Genomic DNA, 15,924 nt, shown 5'->3' with positions numbered 1-15,924 from the left:
ATTTTGATGCAGCAACGCGGTTCGTGATGAAACGTCAACAGACCCTAACACTCGAATAGGCACACACAGCAGAAGATAACCCCAGAAAAAACCAGTTTGATAACAGATAATATCAACAAACAAACTTAGTCTAAAAAATACGGCTGTAACATTTGACAGTTACGCGGTTAAATTTTAGACTTTAGCATTAATCGAAATGACGCCGATTTGTACCCAGATTGCGGGCGTCCACCAAGCCAACGGCATGGTGAAGTGCAGCTAAAAGGGTGTGTCCAGCGTTGATGGCCGCCCGTTAGGGTGGCCTTTTTTTATTTCCCGCCCTACGCTTGCCTCCTCGCACTTTGTCTCTGGCCCACCATGTCTTTGGCCTAACATGTCTTCGGCCTACCATTATGGCAGACGCTATGATTGAACTTAGCAACGTTAGTAAAACCTATGGCACAGGCAGCCAGGCTGTCCACGCCCTGAAAGACGTTAACTTAACGATACCCAAAGGCACTATTCACGGCGTTATCGGCCTTTCCGGTGCCGGGAAATCGACCCTTATTCGCTGCGTTAATCTGCTCGAACGCCCCACCAATGGCAGCGTTTCCGTTGATGGCCAGGAAATGACCCGCCTGACGCGCGGCGAGCTCAATCGCGCTCGTCATCGTATCGGGATGATTTTCCAGCATTTTAACCTGCTCACCACGCGCAACGTGTTTGATAATGTGGCACTCCCCCTTGAACTGATGGGCGAAAGCCGTCGTGCGATCAAGGAACGCGTGCTGCCACTACTGGAACTGGTTGGCCTGGCAGACAAAGCCAAACAATACCCTGCCCAGCTTTCCGGTGGACAAAAACAGCGTGTCGCCATTGCCCGAGCCCTCGCCAGCAAGCCAAATGTTCTGCTGTGCGATGAAGCCACATCGGCACTCGATCCCCAAACCACCAGTTCAATTCTTGAGTTACTGCGGGAAATCAATCAACAACTTGGCATCACCATTTTGTTGATCACGCACGAAATGGAGGTAGTGAAATCCATCTGTCACCGGGTCAGCCTGATTTCTGACGGTGAGCTTGTGGAAGACGCTGAGGTCGGAGACTTCTTCACCGCCCCCGACACGCAACTAGGCAGGGAATTTCTCAATGACTTTTTGCAGCTAACCCCTCCTAAAGAGCTGATCGAGCGTTTAAGCGATACGCCAAGTGAACATACACACCCTGTCGTTCGCCTGACCTTTTCGGGTGATGCGGTATCCACGCCCCTCATCTCACGCCTGGCGCGCGAGTGCAGTGTCGATGTCAGCATCCTTCAGGCAAAAGTCGAATCCATCCAGGAACGCACCTTAGGACTCATGATTGCCGAGCTGCTTGGCTCTCCTGCCCAGACCCAGGAAGCCATGTCCTATTTAGAAGCCCATCATTTACAGGTAGAGGTACTTGGTCATGTCCAGCGCAATGTTTGATCTTATTTTACAGGCCACGCTGGATACGCTTTATATGGTGGCCGTTTCAGGCGTGATAGCAACGCTGATTGGCCTGCCACTTGGTGTGATGCTCTACGCGACACGCCCGCGCCAGATTCTGGCCATGCCAGTACTTAATCAGGTGCTTGGCATTATCACCAACGTTGGCCGCTCAATCCCATTCATCATTTTAATGGTCGCCATCATCCCGTTTACGCGCATGCTGGTGGGCACCTCGATTGGCATTAATGCCGCTTCAGTGCCATTAACCATTGCCGCCATTCCCTTCGTGGCCCGCCTTATTGAAGGTGCCCTCAACGAAATATCGCCAGGGCTCATCGAGTCCGCACAATCAATGGGCGCCACCCCCTGGCAAGTGATTACCAAGGTGCTTATTCCTGAAGCGCGGGGCGGTATTATCACAGGCCTGACAATTACGCTGGTCACCCTGGTCAGCTACTCTGCCATGGCAGGCGCTGTGGGCGGTGGTGGCCTTGGTGATCTGGGCATTCGCTACGGCTACAACCGTTTCAATCCCACCATCATGCTGATTACCGTGGTTATTCTGGTCGTGATGGTTCAAGGCTTCCAAAGTCTTGGCGACTATCTGGTACGCAGGAGTGACCGCAAGTAGTTAGGATCGAGAGTAGTTAGGATCGAGAGTAGTTAGGATCGAAAGCAGGAATGGCTGCACGTTTCATCGATACAACTATTATAACCAAAATGCATTAGAATTTATTTTTTTATTGCTTTATAGTTTCGCCCATTATCTTCTTCTCAACAGGAGTGACACCATGAAGACATTACTGATCGGTAGCCTGACAGCGTTAGCACTGGCGGTTAACGTCGCCAACGCAGAAACACGCACCATCAAAATGGGCACCGTGGCAGGCCCGGAAACTGAGGTCATGGAAGTGGCTGCCCGCATTGCCAAAGAAGAATACGACCTGAATGTCGAAATCATTGAATTCACCGACTACGTCACGCCAAACGCAGCACTGGCAGATGGCAGCCTGGATGCCAACGCCTACCAGCATGAACCCTACCTGCAGGCAATGGTCAATGATCGCGATTACGACCTAGCGATTGCTGGCTACACCTTTGTTTACCCAATCGGCGCTTACTCCGAAAAATACGACAACGTCGACGACCTGCCTGACGGTGCACAAATCGCACTGCCCAATGACCCTTCCAATGAAGGACGTGCGCTTATTCTGATGCACAACAAGGGGCTGATCACGCTTAACGACCCAAGCAACCTCGAAGCCACGCCAATTGATATCGCCGAAAATCCGCGCAACTTCCGTTTCCGCGAAATTGAAGCGGCTCAGCTTCCCCGCGTATTGCCGGATGTTGACATGGCGTTCATCAACAACACTTTTGCTCAGCCCGCTGGCTTGAACCTGGATAATGCCCTCATCAAGGAAGGCCCTGAATCACCCTACGTCAATTTGATTGCCGTGCGTGGCGGCGATGAAGATCGCGAAGATATTCGCCAGCTGGTCGATGCTTACCAGCGCGAAGAAGTCATTGAAAAAGCGGAAGAGCTGTTCAAGGGTGCCGCCGTACCCGGCTGGACGGAATAATTCAGACGTTATCTCGGTTAATACCGTCTATTGATTCCGTCTTTTAATACCATCCGTTGGTATTAGCAGGCCAGCCAAGAGGCTGGCCTGATGCGTTTCCCCATCAAGGAAATCGTCGAAAGAACGTTTTTTGAAGGAACATCGAATGCCCCGCATTGACTACGCGCTGCTTAACCGGCAGCTGGAAGCCCTACTGGACACGCGTGACTGGCTCATCAACAGCGCCCAAACCAGCGCCTTTATTCACCAGGAACTGGAGGCGCTGAACTGGGTTGGCTTTTATCTTCAGCGAGAACCGCAATGCCTTAGCCTCGGGCCTTTTCAGGGCAAGCCTGCCTGCAACCCCATCCCCTTTAGCAAAGGCGTCTGTGGCGCAGCCGCCCGCCAGCAAACCACTCAGCGTGTCGATGATGTTCACGCCATTGCCGACCATATTGCCTGCGACGCCGACTCCCGCTCGGAACTCGTCATTCCCATTGTGCTCAACGATCATCTCTGGGGATTACTCGACCTGGACAGCCCGCAGCATGCCCGCTTCAGTCAGGAAGATCAGGCAGGCATTGAATCACTGGTTGCGACGTTTATCCGCCACACCGATCTGCCTCATTTTCTTGAGCCTTAGCACCAGACGCAAAAAAGCCCCATGCTTGGCACAGGGCTTTTTTTGCGGTATCTGGTAGGACCAGGCGGATTTGAACCGCCGACCTCCACGATGTCAACGTGGCGCTCTAACCAACTGAGCTATGGTCCTGTAAAAATTATTGGCTGCACACAGATAATCGTCATGAATAGATGGTCACCGACGAATGGTAGGACCAGGCGGATTTGAACCGCCGACCTCCACGATGTCAACGTGGCGCTCTAACCAACTGAGCTATGGTCCTGCTGTGCAACGGATGCGTATTTTACGGTTTCATGGCTGAATTGCAAGTCATTTTATCCGCTTCCGCCACTCTATCTGATTGGGCAGCGGCCAGCACAGACAAGCATCGACACTTCTGGTAATAAAAAACTAAGATAAACACCTATCACCCACTGAATAAGGAGATTCATCTTGCCTGGTCCATTGCTAGGAGGCATTGCCATTACTCTCTTGCTCGCAACACTGATTGCGCGTATTCGCTTGCGCTGGTGGTGGGTGCGCAGTTTTGAGTTCCCTCGGCTGCAAATTGCAGTGCTGGCTTTTGCTTGTAGTTTGGCAAGCCTATGGCTACTCGAACCAGGCCTTTGGCGCATAACAGCCAGCGCTGCATCGCTAACCGCTCTAATACTCCAGCTACGCTATATTTTACCATGGACAACGCTTTGGCCTGTCCAGGTAAAAACCGCCCATAACGCCCCAGATAATCAAAAAATCACACTGTTAATCGCCAACGTATTGACGTCCAACCGTCAATCAAAAGGCCTGATCAAGATGATAACGGACCACCAGCCCGATATTATTCTCACTCTGGAGTCTGATCAGTGGTGGCAGGACCAGCTGGACCCTGCATTAGCGCAGCAGTGGCCTCATAGCGTTAAGATCCCACTCGACAACCTCTATGGTATGCATCTCTATTCGCGCCTGGCGCTGAAAGACACTGAGATCAAGTGGCTGATTCAGGAAGATATTCCCTCGATTCATACCCAGGTTGAGCTTGAAAGTGGCGACCGTATTCGCCTGTTTGCGGTTCACCCTCGGCCACCCGCCCCTGGTGAGAGCGAAAAATCTCTTTGGCGGGATGCTGAACTGTTATGGGTGGGCCAGGAGATTCATCGCCACCCAAAAGCCACCCTCGTTGCCGGTGACCTCAATGATGTTGCCTGGTCACGCACCACGCGACTTTTCTGCCGAGTCGCCGGCATGCTCGACCCACGTCGTGGGCGCGGCATGTTCAGCACCTTCCATGCCCACTATCCTATCCTGCGCTGGCCACTCGACCATGTCTTTGTCAGCGAGCACTTCACTCTCGTCAACATGCAGCGGCTAGGTGCATTCGGGTCTGACCATTTTCCTATACTGACCACGTTCTGTTATAGACCTTCACGTCAGGAAGAGCACGAAACTCCCGAGGCCAATGGCGACGAACACAAGGAAGCTAGCGACACCATCCAACAGGGCAAAACAGAAACGCAGGACACCTGACGGATTGCCCTATTGGAAATACCCAGGAGCTACTCCGGCACACCACCCTGGGTCAGCACTGTAGGGTCAAGCAGGCGCTCCAGGGTGGCACGGTCCAGCTCGGTTTCCTCTTCTGCCACATCGATAATCGGCCGTCCCGCCTGATAGGCCTTTTTGGCTACGGCAGCCGCCGCGTTATAGCCAATGACGCTGTTCAGGGCAGTCACCAGAATAGGGTTACGAGCCAGCGGCCCCTGAAGATTATCTTCGCGCACCTTGAACGTTGCCAGTGCGCGTTCTGCCAACAGCACCGAAGTATTGCTCATCAGCGTAATCGACGTCAGCAGATTAGAGGCCACCAATGGCAGCATAACGTTCAGTTGAAAATTACCGCTCTGCCCTGCCACGGTCACGGCCATATCCAGACCAATCACCTGTGCAGCGGCTTGCGCAGCTGATTCGGGGATCACTGGATTGACTTTACCGGGCATGATTGAGCTGCCCGGCTGAAGTGCTTCAAGCTCAATCTCGCCCAGCCCAGCCAGTGGCCCTGAATTCATCCAGCGCAAGTCGTTGGCAATTTTCATCACAACGCACGCAAACCCCTTCAACTGGCCGGATAATTCCACCGCGGCATCCTGCGAGGAAAGGCTGGCAAAAAAGCTATCATTCGGCACAAAAGGAAGCCCGGTCTGGTCGCTTAAATCACGCGCCATTAACTCTGCAAAGCCTTCTGGCGCATTGATGCCTGTACCCACTGCAGTTCCACCCTGAGCCAACCGGCATAATCGCGTCATGGCGCTGTCAAAACGCTCAATGGCCTGCGCTACCTGGCTCGACCATGCCCCCAGCTCTTGATCCATACGCAGTGGCATAGCGTCCATCAGATGTGTTCTGCCGGTCTTCACCACATGCGCCAGCTCGCTGGCACGCCGGTCAATGGTTTGCTGTAGCGTCATTAATGCTGGCCGCAGCGATTCATTCACCGCAATCGCCGCTGAGAGGTGAATCGCCGTCGGGATCACATCATTGCTCGATTGCCCCATATTGACATGGTCATTAGGTGTCACCTCTACCCCGTCACGGCTGGCAAGCGTCGCCAACACTTCATTGACGTTCATGTTTGTTGAGGTACCCGACCCGGTCTGAAAGACATCAATCGGAAAGTGCGCGTCACGCTGACCCTCAATCACCGCCTGGGCAGCTTTTATGATGGCATTGGCACGTGGCTCATCCAGCAGCCCCAGTTGACAGTTACTGCGTGCTGCAGCGAGTTTTATCCGTGCAACGGCATGAATAAATGCACTCGGCATGGGTGTATGGGAGACAGGAAAATTATTAATTGCCCGCTGGGTTTGCGCGCCGTAAAGCGCCTCCGCTGGCACCTCCAGTTCGCCCATACTGTCACGTTCGATACGTACAGCCATGACATACTCCTCTGTGCTGAATTAACCGTTCAAGCCTGACGAAGGAAACGCTGTCAAGCAAGCCAAACACAGGCAGCGCGCTGGATCTACAGCAACCCGATCAGTCGTAACCCGATCAGTCGTAACCCGATCGATAGCAATCCGTACGCTCAAAGCCAATTTTAATATTGCAGTGCACAAATAATATTGCACTGCACAAAAGAACCCTCTATACTGCAACGCAACATGCAGTGAAAAGCATCCACGACTTATTTACGCTTCATCCTACAGATTGAACGCACTATCAATACCCTTGGAGGGATTACAATGCGCACTATTAATACTAACGAAATGAACCAGCAGTTCGACAACATGTTCATGGCGCCGGCTCGCGCTTTTGCTGCTCTGAACGTCGATTTTGCTGAAAAAATGTTCAATGCACAGCTCGACGCTGGCAAAGCCTACGTTGATACCAGCATGGCACAGGTTCGTAGCCTGATGAATGTTAAAGATGCAGAAGGTCTGCGTTCTTACATGGAAGGCCAGCAGAAAGTGGCTAAAGAATTGGCTGAGCGCGTTAAAGGCGATGCCGACAAAGTAGTGGCTCTTCAGCAGGATTTCATTCAGCAAAGCCAGAAGCTGACAGAAGATAATGTTAAGCAGGCTCAGGAAACAGCTACCAAAATGAGCAAAACTGCCTGATTCAGTTCAGCGCCAGTATCTGCTGAGTCAGCATAGCTGAACTCGCACCAAGGCTGACACTGAAGACCAGTGACAGCCTTCTGAAATACCGCCAGCGATGCTGGCGGTATTTTTTTGTTGGCACATTTTTTCTGTTTACACAGAAGCGTTAAATCACTACCAGCCTAGTGCCTGTTTAATAAACGGAATGGTCAGTTTGCGCTGAGCAGACAAAGACGCCCTGTCCAGCTGCTCCAATGATTCACACAACGCCCCCAGTTCCCGTGGGCCACGATGCAGAATATAGCGCCCAACATCGTCCGGCAGCTGCATACCCCGCACTTTCGCACGCAGTTTCAGCGCGGCCAGCCGCTCTTCATCATCCAGTGGGTGAAGATGGAAAGTTCCCCCCCAGGTCAATCTCGATGCTAGGTCAGGAAGGGCAACATTCAGTTGGCGTGGGGCTGCATTAGAGGCGATAACAATACGTTTACCCGCATCGCGAAGCCGGTTAAAGGCGTGAAATAGCCCCTCTTCCCAGCGTTTACGCCCCAGCACGCATTCAAGGTCGTCCAGCGCCACCAGATCCAGGCGCTCAATATCTTCCAGAATCAGTGGCGGAAAATGACCGATATCCGCCAGAGGCAGGTACAAGGCTCGCCTGTCAGCATCCGATGCGGCATGGCATGCGGCCTGAAGGAGATGGCTACGCCCAGTCCCCGTCGCCCCCCAAACGAAAATATAAGGCTCACCGTTATCACGCAGCTGCTCTTGCAACTGAGTCACTAACGCGGCATTGCGCTGACTGGCATAAAAGCTGTCGAAGGTAGCATCATCACGCAACCCGATACCTAGCGGCAGCTGTGCCGGTGCTCGGCTCATGATGACTCCCTTTCGTCATGCGGCCCTTGGTGGCCAAGGCAACTCTTTGGCTCGGCGTCGTCTTGTGTCACTTCGCTACGGTCCTCATATAAGGTGCTGTTTTTATAGCGTTCATGCCCCTCGCGTAAGAGTACCATGATGACAGCAGCCACCGGCAAGGCCAGCAACACACCAATAAACCCGAAGAGTTCGCCACCCACCAGTACCGCAAAGATGACAGCCACGGGATGCAGCCCGATCTTGTCACCCAATAACTTGGGCTGAAGCACCACGCTTTCAATCACCTGGCCCGCCGCGAAAATCGCGATAACCCCCAGGATGGCCCAGATAGTGCCCATCTGAAACACCGCCACTAACAGGGCAATACTCAATCCGACAATAAACCCCAGAAAAGGCACAATACTGGCCAGGCCGGAAACAAAACCAATCAATAATCCAAAATTCACCCCCATCAAGGTTAAACCCACGGCGTAGAGCACCCCCAGGCACAGCATCACCAGCAGCTGCCCGCGCAAAAACGCTGAAAGCACTTCATCACAGCGGCTTGCCAAACGGTTAGTATCAGACAGCCAGCGACGTGGCACAAAATCCTGAATGCTCTGCATCAGGCGGTCCCAATCAAGCAGCAGGTAGAAAGTCACCACAGGAACCAGCGCCAGGAATGTGACCCAGGAAACCAGGGCCATACCGGAGCGGCCAATCTGCCCAAGGGCTTGTGCCAGGTAGCCACCCGCATCACGCCAGTTTTCCGTCAACACCTGCTGAAGATTTTCCATTTCGGTTTGCAGGTCGTAGCCCGCCCACTCTTCCAGCCTGGGCGCCAGGACATTCTTGACCCACTCAAAAATCGCGGGAACTGACTCACCGAACTGTTTGGCCTGCTGCACAATCAGCGGCACAATAATCAGCAAACTGACGATCAATACAATGACCAGAATAAGAAAGACACTACTGACCGCCATCACGCGGTTCATTCCCCAGTTTTCAAACCGGTCTGCCAATGGGTCGGCCAGATAAGCGAGAATCATACCCGCCACAAATGGCATCAACACCGCATCCAGCAGATAGACCAGCCCTGCCAGCACCACCAGAAATATAATCCCCCACCACGAATGGCGCATTGTCACCCCTCCCTGAAAGTCGCCTGAAAAAGCTGTCAAAAAAACGTTCAAAAATACGCTTAGAAATACAGTCAAAAATACGCTATCCGCTCTGTACGGCATTCCATACCAGGTACATCGCTGTCAGCCTGAGCGATGCGTGATGCCATCGTCAGTGTTACAATCCGCCTCTCGATTTATCGCATAGCTCATCACAGGATTCGCCATGACCCAGACGCCTTCATCCACTTCTCAACCATCGCTTAGCTATAAAGATGCTGGCGTTGATATTGACGCGGGTAATGCCCTTGTCGAGCGCATCAAGCACGTTGCCAAGCGCACCTCACGCCCTGAGGTCATGGGCGGACTTGGCGGCTTTGGCGCGCTGTGTGAGCTGCCCAAAAATTATCGCGAGCCGGTACTGGTATCCGGCACCGACGGCGTTGGCACAAAATTACGCCTTGCGATGGACCTTGGCAAACATGACACCATCGGCATTGATCTGGTGGCCATGTGCGTCAACGACCTGATTGTAGCAGGCGCCGAGCCGCTGCTGTTTCTTGATTACTATGCCACGGGCAAGCTCAATGTCGATATCGCCGCCGACGTCGTTAACGGCATTGGTGCTGGCTGCGAACAGGCAGGCTGTGCATTGGTCGGCGGTGAAACGGCCGAAATGCCGGGCATGTACGAAGGCGATGACTACGATCTGGCTGGCTTCTGCGTTGGCGTGGTCGAAAAATCCGAGATTCTCGATGGCAGTCGTGTCAGTGAAGGCGATGTCCTTCTTGGTCTGGCATCGTCCGGCCCCCATTCCAACGGTTACTCACTGATTCGCAAGATTCTGGATGTCAGCCAGGCGTCACTGGAAACCGTTGTTGACGGGATGCCGTTGAGTGCCGCTCTCATGGCACCAACCCGCATTTACGTAAAATCGCTGTTATCCCTGATGCGTGACACCGAGATCCCCGTGCATGCGCTTTCACATATCACTGGCGGCGGTTTGCTGGAAAACATTCCCCGCGTACTGCCCGAGCACCTTGGCGCGCGTATCGACCTGTCCAGCTGGCAACGCCCTGGCGTTTTTGACTGGCTGCAGGAAAACGGCAACGTCAATGAAACGGAAATGCACCGTGTTCTTAACTGCGGCATTGGCATGGTGGTTGTCGTGCCTGCCGAACAGGCAGTAAAGGCCCGTGACCATTTGCAGGCGCAGGGCGAAACCGTTTATACCCTTGGCAACATCGTAACACGCCAGGGTGAGGCAGTGACGCTGGAGAACCAGGGCGTATGAGCAGTAACGTCAGCAACGATGCGATCACCAGTGAACTGCCTTCTGTCCCTGCCGATACGCCCACGATCGTCGTACTGATTTCAGGCAGCGGCAGCAACCTGCAAGCGCTGATCGATGCTCAGTCACACAACCAGCTGAGCGGCAATATCGTCGCGGTCATCTCGAATGAACCGGATGCCTATGGCCTGATCCGCGCCCGTGAAGCTGGCCTGGATGCCGTGGTACTTCCCCATCGCGAGTATGACAGCCGTGACGCCTATGACGGCGCACTGATCAAGGTGATCGAGCGCCATGAACCCGACGTGATCGTTCTGGCCGGTTTTATGCGTATTCTGACGCCGCGCTTTGTGCAGCGCTTTCTTGGCAGAATGCTCAATATTCACCCCTCGCTGCTACCGGCCTATCAAGGCCTGAATACGCACGCCCGGGTGTTGGCCGATGGCGGCAAGGAGCACGGCTGTAGCGTTCATTTCGTGACAGAAGAGCTCGATGGCGGCCCGGTCGCCATTCAGGCAGCACTGGCGATTCAGCCCGACGACACCGAAGCCACGCTGAAAGACAAGATTCATGCCCGCGAGCATCTGATTCTGCCTATCGCCATCAACTGGTTTCTGGAAGGTCGGCTGCAGTATAGCGGCAGCGGCGCCACGCTGGACGGTATTGCGCTCCCCCCGGAAGGGCTGCGTTTAAGCCACGAAGATGCGGCAGAAGAGCTGGACGAAATATAACCCGCTATTAACAGCCGATACTCAGCAGAACGCCCGACAGCCTGAAAGGTGTCGGGCGTTCTGCTTTAGCACTTAACAACCAGCACTTAACAACCCGGCACGACGGTTGCCGATCAGGTGTCAGGTGCGCGGCAGCGTGACCCCACGTTGGCCCATGTATTTGCCACCACGGTCCTTATAGGACATTTCGCAGACTTCATCGGATTCCAGGAACAGCATCTGCGCTACCCCTTCATTGGCGTAGATTTTGGCCGGCAGATTCGTCGTGTTGGAAAACTCCAGCGTCACATGACCTTCCCATTCCGGCTCCAGCGGCGTGACGTTAACGATAATGCCACAGCGGGCATAGGTCGATTTACCCAGACAGATTGTCAGCACGCTACGCGGAATCCGGAAATACTCGATAGTGCGCGCCAAGGCAAAAGAGTTAGGCGGAATAATGCACACATCGCCCTTGATATCCACAAAGCTTTTTTCATCGAAGTTTTTTGGATCGACCACGGCTGAGTGAATATTGGTAAACACCTTGAACTCATCCGCGCAACGAACATCGTAGCCATAACTCGATGTGCCGTAGGAGATAACGCGCTCACCCTCGTTGTAACGTACCTGTTCTGCTTCAAAGGGTTCGATCATGGCCTGTTGTTCGGCCATGCGGCGAATCCATTTATCCGATTTAATGCTCATTGTTAACGTGTCACTCGCTGAAAGAAATCGTCGGGCCCTGCTGATCAGTGCCACTTAACTTAGCGGCAATCTGGCGGGCAATCTCACCAAAGCTCTGGCTGGCGGGGCTTTCGGGGTCGGCCACGACGCTTGGGTTGCCGGAATCGGCCAGTTCACGGATCGAAAGGCTCAGCGGAAGCCGCCCTAACACCTGGGTATCGTACTCTTCGGCAATACGATCACCGCCACCGGTCCCGAACACAGCGGCTTCATGACCGCATTTTTCACAGTGGTAAACACTCATGTTTTCCACAATACCCAGGACCGGCACGTTGACCTTACGGAACATCTCAATGCCCTTGCGCGCATCCAGCAAGGCAATGTCCTGAGGCGTGGTGACAATTACCGCACCGTCCACCGCAACGCGCTGCGATAAGGTCAGCTGAATGTCACCGGTGCCCGGCGGCAAATCAATCAGCAGGTAATCCAGATTATCCCACTGGGTCTGATTGAGTAGCTGCTGAAACGCACCGACGACCATTGGCCCGCGCCAGACCATCGGTTCTTTGGTATTCACCAGAAAAGCCATCGACATCGCCTGGATACCATGGGCTTCAAGTGGCAGAAACTTATCGTCTCCCGCCGCCTGAGGGCGTGTACCTTCCTTGACCCCCAGCATCTGCGCCTGGCTTGGGCCATAGATATCCGCATCCAGAACGCCCACGCGATAGCCCTGGGCAGACAGCGCCAGTGCCAGGTTCACGGTCACCGTGGATTTGCCCACGCCTCCTTTACCGGAAGCAACGGCAACAATATGTTTTACCCCTTCCATTCAGCGGCACTCCTCACTGTGTGATTGGCAATCGGCATTGATCATACCCGCAAGAGGCGCACTCATAAACCAAACTACCCCAGAGCCGTACCAATCTCCACGCAAGCCGCTATTTTTTAGCCATATTTTCCAGCATGCGATTCACGGCTTCAAGATGCTCAGGTTCGTTGTGGCACATGCCCTGAAAGGTGGCGCACACATCCAGGAAGGCTTTCAACTGCATATCAGGCGCCATTTTCATCAACCGCTTGGTCAGTCGGGTGGCCTTGGGCGGTTGTGCGGCAATACGTTTTGCATGCACCAATGCCGCCTCAAGTAGCGTTTCCGGCTCAGCAATTTCCAGCACAACGCCAATCGCCAAGGCTTCCTTCGCGTCGATAATCCGCCCGGACAGCGTCAGCTCAAAGGCACGCTGATAACCAATCTGCCGCTGCATGAACCAGGCCCCGCCATCACCGGGAATAATACCCAGATTGAGAAACGTCTCGCCAAACTTGGCACGCGTGGAGGCAATACGCATATCCGCCATATTGGCCAGATCAAACCCGGCCCCGATGGCGGGGCCATTCACCGCGGCGATAATCGGTACTTCCACCGCCTGCAAGGCCAGTGGCATGCGTTGGATACCACGCCGATAGCGTTCAGCCACCTCTGCCACATCACCGGCAAAGTCTCCGCCGCGATTGGCCATATCCTTGACGTTGCCTCCCGCAGAAAATGCCGAGCCTTCACCGGTAATCACCAGAACGGACACATCGTCACTAAGATTCGCCCACTCCGCCACCGCGACAATGTCATCTACCAGCGCCGTCCCCGTCAGGGCGTTGCGAACGTCATGACGGTTCAACGTCAACAAGGCAACACGGTTATCCAGCGTCAGGGTTGCATCTTTCAATTTGGGCAGCGTCATGCCGACTCCTGTTTATTGTGAGGTGAACAGCGCAAGCCTGTTAAGAATAGCTGATTAAAAATAGCGCTGATTAAACCTGGCGTGCACCGCCAGAACGCTCGACGATAACCCGCGCATCCACGATCGCATAGCCGTTCGGATAGGCAATCACCGGATTCAGGTCAAGTTCACTGATCTGCGGATATGCCTCGATAATCGCCGAGACCTTGAGCAACAGATCAATCAGCGCTTCCTTGTCAATGGCAGCCCCGCCGCGCACCCCATCAAACACCTTTTTCGCCTTGATCTGTTCCACCATGGAGGCTGCATCAAACCGGCTGAGCGGCACAGCCCGGAAAGCGACGTCTTCAAGTATTTCCACAAAAACCCCGCCCAGGCCAAACATCAGCACAGGCCCGAAAATCGGGTCACGCAGCATACCAATAATGACCTCGACGCCCTTCTCGGCCATGGGTGTCACCAGCACGCCTTCAATATCGGCATCCGGCGCATAGGCCCGTGACGACGCCATAATCTGCTCATAAGCCGTCTGCAGCGCGGACTCTCCGCTCAGGTTGAGTTTGACGCCGCCTGCATCGGATTTATGCAGAATATCTTTAGACACGACCTTCATGGCCAGCGGTTTATCCGCCAATGCCGATGCGATCTGGCTTAACGCTTCCGGGGTGCGCACCACCTGCTCCTGGGGAACGTCAATACCATGTTCGGCCAGCAGCGACTTGGCTTCATACTCGAACAGGTCCCGCCCTGCCTCTTGCGCGCCTTTCAGCAGTGCTTGAGCAGCGTCAACGGGCAGCGCCTCAAACGCGGCTCGCGGCTCACGCTGGTCCAGGTATTCACCCCGTTCACCGAGTGCGGCTAAAACGCGCACCGCGTGTTCAATCGAGGCGTAAATAGGTAGGCCCGCCTCATGCAAGCGGCGCAAGGCAGGCGGCTTGATCGGCGCATACAGGCTATAAACCACGAGAGGTTTGGTGGTTTTCCGGGACAGGTCAATCATGGCCTCAGCCCCACGCATTTCATCCCCCAGCAACGATTCGGCAAAGCGCAGGCTGTATCCTCCGAACATGCCGACCAGAAAGACGCTATCCACGTTGTCATCGGCAGCGACAATTTCCATGCATAGCGCCAGCAAGGCGGGGTTGGCATCCGTAGAGCCCGCCACGTCCACCGGGTTGAGCGTCGATGCCTGTGGGAGCAGAATGCTGCGCAACTGTGCGCGAGTATCCTCAGACAGCTCGGCCAGTGTCAGGCCGGCTTCCGCCAGACGGTCTGAGGCGATCGTCGCCTGACCACCACCATCTGCCACCACCGCAACACGCTTGCCGGACGCTTTCTGCAACAGGCCAAGCCCTTCTGCCACCGGCAGAATTTCATCGGAATACTGCACCACACTGACACCGGACTGGCGCAGCAGATCCACGGTCATCTGGTAACTGCCCGCCAACGCACCGGTATGCGAGCTTGCCGCTTTCTGGCCCTGTTCGGTAGAGCCGGATTTATAGACCACGACCGGCTTCATCGCAGTGACGTCGCGCGCAACGTCGAGAAACTTGCGCCCATCACGGAAGCCTTCCACATACAGCGTCGCTACACGGGTATTTTCATCTTCCCCCAGGTAACGCAGGTAATCGTTGAAACCGATATCACTCTGGTTGCCTGGCCCAACATAGGTGCTGAAACCCACCTGGCCGTTATACTGCGCTTCCAGTGCCAGTGACAGCAGCATATTGCCTGACTGGGAGATGATACCGATACCACCGGGCTTCACGTTGTCCAGCGCCAGCAGATTAAGTTGGTGATGAAGGTTAAAAACCCCTGAGGTATTTGGCCCGATGATGCGCACGCCGTGAGCCTCGGCCTTAGCCATCATCTCACCTTCCAACTTAGCGCCTTCCTCGCTCATTTCGGCAAAACCGCTGGCGAGAATAATCGCTCCCTTGATCCCCCGACGGCCACATTCAGCAATCAGTTCCGGCACGCTGGCCGCTGGCGTACATAGTAACGCCAGCTCCGGGTTACCCGGAATCGCCGCAATACTCGGCCAGGCTTTCACTCCCAGAATCTGGTCGGCTTTGGGGTTCACCGGATAAATGTCACCGCGATAGCCGTCCTTGATCAAGCCCACCATGGCCTTGTAGCCGCGTTTAGTGGGGTCTGCCGACGCGCCCACAATGGCGATGCCTTTAGGCGCCAGGATGTCGTGAAGCGGGCTACGTGTAGTGAGATGGCCTTCAATCGGATTCATGCGTCAACCTGTAAAGTGATATCAAAGCGTAAGCAAAGG

General features: G+C 54.4%; 15 protein-coding genes and 2 tRNA genes. 8 read left to right on the top strand and 9 right to left on the bottom strand.

Annotated elements, in window-relative coordinates; genetic code table 11:
* Window positions 1-404 precede the first annotated feature (404 nt).
* The 4 genes from ACU6TU_RS07065 to ACU6TU_RS07050 all read left to right on the top strand — a co-directional run bounded on the left by ACU6TU_RS07065 (window position 405) and on the right by ACU6TU_RS07050 (window position 3,656).
* On the top strand, window positions 405-1,448 hold the full coding sequence (locus ACU6TU_RS07065; protein ID WP_447143850.1) for a methionine ABC transporter ATP-binding protein: 1,044 nt from the start codon (window positions 405-407) through the stop codon (window positions 1,446-1,448).
* Entirely contained in the window at window positions 1,429-2,082 is a 654-nt protein-coding gene (locus ACU6TU_RS07060) for a methionine ABC transporter permease (RefSeq protein ID WP_447143849.1), read from the top strand. The genes ACU6TU_RS07065 and ACU6TU_RS07060 overlap by 20 nt, the downstream gene beginning before the upstream one ends.
* Window positions 2,083-2,242: 160 nt before the next feature.
* Window positions 2,243-3,034: a MetQ/NlpA family ABC transporter substrate-binding protein gene (locus tag ACU6TU_RS07055; RefSeq protein WP_447143848.1), complete on the top strand. Its 792-nt coding sequence runs from the start codon at window positions 2,243-2,245 to the stop codon at window positions 3,032-3,034.
* A 145-nt stretch (window positions 3,035-3,179) separates the two neighbouring features.
* On the top strand, window positions 3,180-3,656 hold the full coding sequence (locus ACU6TU_RS07050; RefSeq protein WP_447143847.1) for a GAF domain-containing protein: 477 nt from the start codon (window positions 3,180-3,182) through the stop codon (window positions 3,654-3,656).
* Window positions 3,657-3,708: 52 nt separating this feature from the next.
* On the opposite strand, the gene ACU6TU_RS07045 is transcribed toward ACU6TU_RS07050, so the two are convergent.
* Window positions 3,709-3,785: transfer RNA gene (locus ACU6TU_RS07045), tRNA-Val, on the bottom strand.
* A 56-nt stretch (window positions 3,786-3,841) separates the two neighbouring features.
* Window positions 3,842-3,918 (bottom strand) — tRNA-Val (locus ACU6TU_RS07040).
* A 170-nt stretch (window positions 3,919-4,088) separates the two neighbouring features.
* Here ACU6TU_RS07040 and ACU6TU_RS07035 point away from each other — a divergent pair.
* Complete coding sequence (locus tag ACU6TU_RS07035) at window positions 4,089-5,159, top strand: endonuclease/exonuclease/phosphatase family protein (RefSeq protein ID WP_447143846.1); 1,071 nt, start codon at window positions 4,089-4,091, stop codon at window positions 5,157-5,159.
* 29 nt (window positions 5,160-5,188) lie between these two features.
* Here ACU6TU_RS07035 and ACU6TU_RS07030 read toward each other — a convergent pair whose 3' ends face one another.
* A complete protein-coding gene (locus ACU6TU_RS07030) occupies window positions 5,189-6,565 on the bottom strand; it encodes a class II fumarate hydratase (RefSeq protein WP_447143845.1) in 1,377 nt (458 codons plus the stop codon).
* A 306-nt stretch (window positions 6,566-6,871) separates the two neighbouring features.
* On the opposite strand from ACU6TU_RS07030, the gene ACU6TU_RS07025 reads away from it, so the two are divergent.
* Entirely contained in the window at window positions 6,872-7,246 is a 375-nt protein-coding gene (locus ACU6TU_RS07025; protein ID WP_447143844.1) for a phasin family protein, read from the top strand.
* 156 nt (window positions 7,247-7,402) lie between these two features.
* On the opposite strand, the gene hda is transcribed toward ACU6TU_RS07025, so the two are convergent.
* Window positions 7,403-8,107 (bottom strand): DnaA regulatory inactivator Hda, encoded by a 705-nt coding sequence (gene hda, locus ACU6TU_RS07020; protein WP_447143843.1) that lies wholly within the window; start codon window positions 8,105-8,107, stop codon window positions 7,403-7,405.
* Complete coding sequence (locus ACU6TU_RS07015) at window positions 8,104-9,228, bottom strand: AI-2E family transporter (RefSeq protein ID WP_447143842.1); 1,125 nt, start codon at window positions 9,226-9,228, stop codon at window positions 8,104-8,106. The genes hda and ACU6TU_RS07015 overlap by 4 nt, the downstream gene beginning before the upstream one ends.
* A gap of 205 nt (window positions 9,229-9,433) precedes the next feature.
* Here ACU6TU_RS07015 and purM point away from each other — a divergent pair, with 205 nt between their 5' ends.
* Together purM and purN are read left to right on the top strand one after the other, a co-directional pair.
* Complete coding sequence (purM, locus tag ACU6TU_RS07010) at window positions 9,434-10,501, top strand: phosphoribosylformylglycinamidine cyclo-ligase (protein WP_447143841.1); 1,068 nt, start codon at window positions 9,434-9,436, stop codon at window positions 10,499-10,501.
* Window positions 10,498-11,229, top strand: coding sequence for a phosphoribosylglycinamide formyltransferase (gene purN / locus ACU6TU_RS07005; protein ID WP_447143840.1), 732 nt, complete (start codon window positions 10,498-10,500; stop codon window positions 11,227-11,229). The genes purM and purN overlap by 4 nt, the downstream gene beginning before the upstream one ends.
* Window positions 11,230-11,349: 120 nt before the next feature.
* Here the strand turns inward: purN and dcd are convergent, their stop codons facing one another.
* From dcd to ACU6TU_RS06985, 4 genes are all read right to left on the bottom strand, one after another.
* Entirely contained in the window at window positions 11,350-11,916 is a 567-nt protein-coding gene (gene dcd / locus ACU6TU_RS07000; protein ID WP_447143839.1) for a dCTP deaminase, read from the bottom strand.
* Window positions 11,917-11,926: 10 nt separating this feature from the next.
* Entirely contained in the window at window positions 11,927-12,727 is an 801-nt protein-coding gene (apbC, locus tag ACU6TU_RS06995) for an iron-sulfur cluster carrier protein ApbC (RefSeq protein ID WP_447143838.1), read from the bottom strand.
* Window positions 12,728-12,836: 109 nt separating this feature from the next.
* Window positions 12,837-13,637, bottom strand: a complete 801-nt coding sequence (locus tag ACU6TU_RS06990; protein ID WP_447143837.1) for an enoyl-CoA hydratase-related protein — start codon at window positions 13,635-13,637, stop codon at window positions 12,837-12,839.
* Between the two features lie 70 nt (window positions 13,638-13,707).
* Complete coding sequence (locus ACU6TU_RS06985; protein ID WP_447143836.1) at window positions 13,708-15,885, bottom strand: acetate--CoA ligase family protein; 2,178 nt, start codon at window positions 15,883-15,885, stop codon at window positions 13,708-13,710.
* Window positions 15,886-15,924 lie beyond the last annotated feature (39 nt).

The sequence above is a fragment of the Halomonas sp. LS-001 genome (genome assembly GCF_052983955.1).
The sequence above is the reverse complement of the archived record's forward strand: the minus strand, read 5'-3'. Positions and strand labels throughout refer to the sequence as shown.

What these genes read in the sequence shown, in the direction of transcription:
- ACU6TU_RS07065 (WP_447143850.1), top strand. Translation starts at nt 405, where the DNA reads ATGATTGAACTTAGCAACGTTAGTAAAACCTATGGCACAGGCAGCCAG.
- ACU6TU_RS07030 (WP_447143845.1), bottom strand. Translation starts at nt 6,565, where the DNA reads ATGGCTGTACGTATCGAACGTGACAGTATGGGCGAACTGGAGGTGCCA.
- purM (WP_447143841.1), top strand. Translation starts at nt 9,434, where the DNA reads ATGACCCAGACGCCTTCATCCACTTCTCAACCATCGCTTAGCTATAAA.
- ACU6TU_RS07025 (WP_447143844.1), top strand. Translation starts at nt 6,872, where the DNA reads ATGCGCACTATTAATACTAACGAAATGAACCAGCAGTTCGACAACATG.
- ACU6TU_RS07055 (WP_447143848.1), top strand. Translation starts at nt 2,243, where the DNA reads ATGAAGACATTACTGATCGGTAGCCTGACAGCGTTAGCACTGGCGGTT.
- apbC (WP_447143838.1), bottom strand. Translation starts at nt 12,727, where the DNA reads ATGGAAGGGGTAAAACATATTGTTGCCGTTGCTTCCGGTAAAGGAGGC.
- hda (WP_447143843.1), bottom strand. Translation starts at nt 8,107, where the DNA reads ATGAGCCGAGCACCGGCACAGCTGCCGCTAGGTATCGGGTTGCGTGAT.
- ACU6TU_RS06985 (WP_447143836.1), bottom strand. Translation starts at nt 15,885, where the DNA reads ATGAATCCGATTGAAGGCCATCTCACTACACGTAGCCCGCTTCACGAC.
- dcd (WP_447143839.1), bottom strand. Translation starts at nt 11,916, where the DNA reads ATGAGCATTAAATCGGATAAATGGATTCGCCGCATGGCCGAACAACAG.
- ACU6TU_RS07060 (WP_447143849.1), top strand. Translation starts at nt 1,429, where the DNA reads ATGTCCAGCGCAATGTTTGATCTTATTTTACAGGCCACGCTGGATACG.
- ACU6TU_RS06990 (WP_447143837.1), bottom strand. Translation starts at nt 13,637, where the DNA reads ATGACGCTGCCCAAATTGAAAGATGCAACCCTGACGCTGGATAACCGT.
- ACU6TU_RS07015 (WP_447143842.1), bottom strand. Translation starts at nt 9,228, where the DNA reads ATGCGCCATTCGTGGTGGGGGATTATATTTCTGGTGGTGCTGGCAGGG.
- ACU6TU_RS07050 (WP_447143847.1), top strand. Translation starts at nt 3,180, where the DNA reads ATGCCCCGCATTGACTACGCGCTGCTTAACCGGCAGCTGGAAGCCCTA.
- purN (WP_447143840.1), top strand. Translation starts at nt 10,498, where the DNA reads ATGAGCAGTAACGTCAGCAACGATGCGATCACCAGTGAACTGCCTTCT.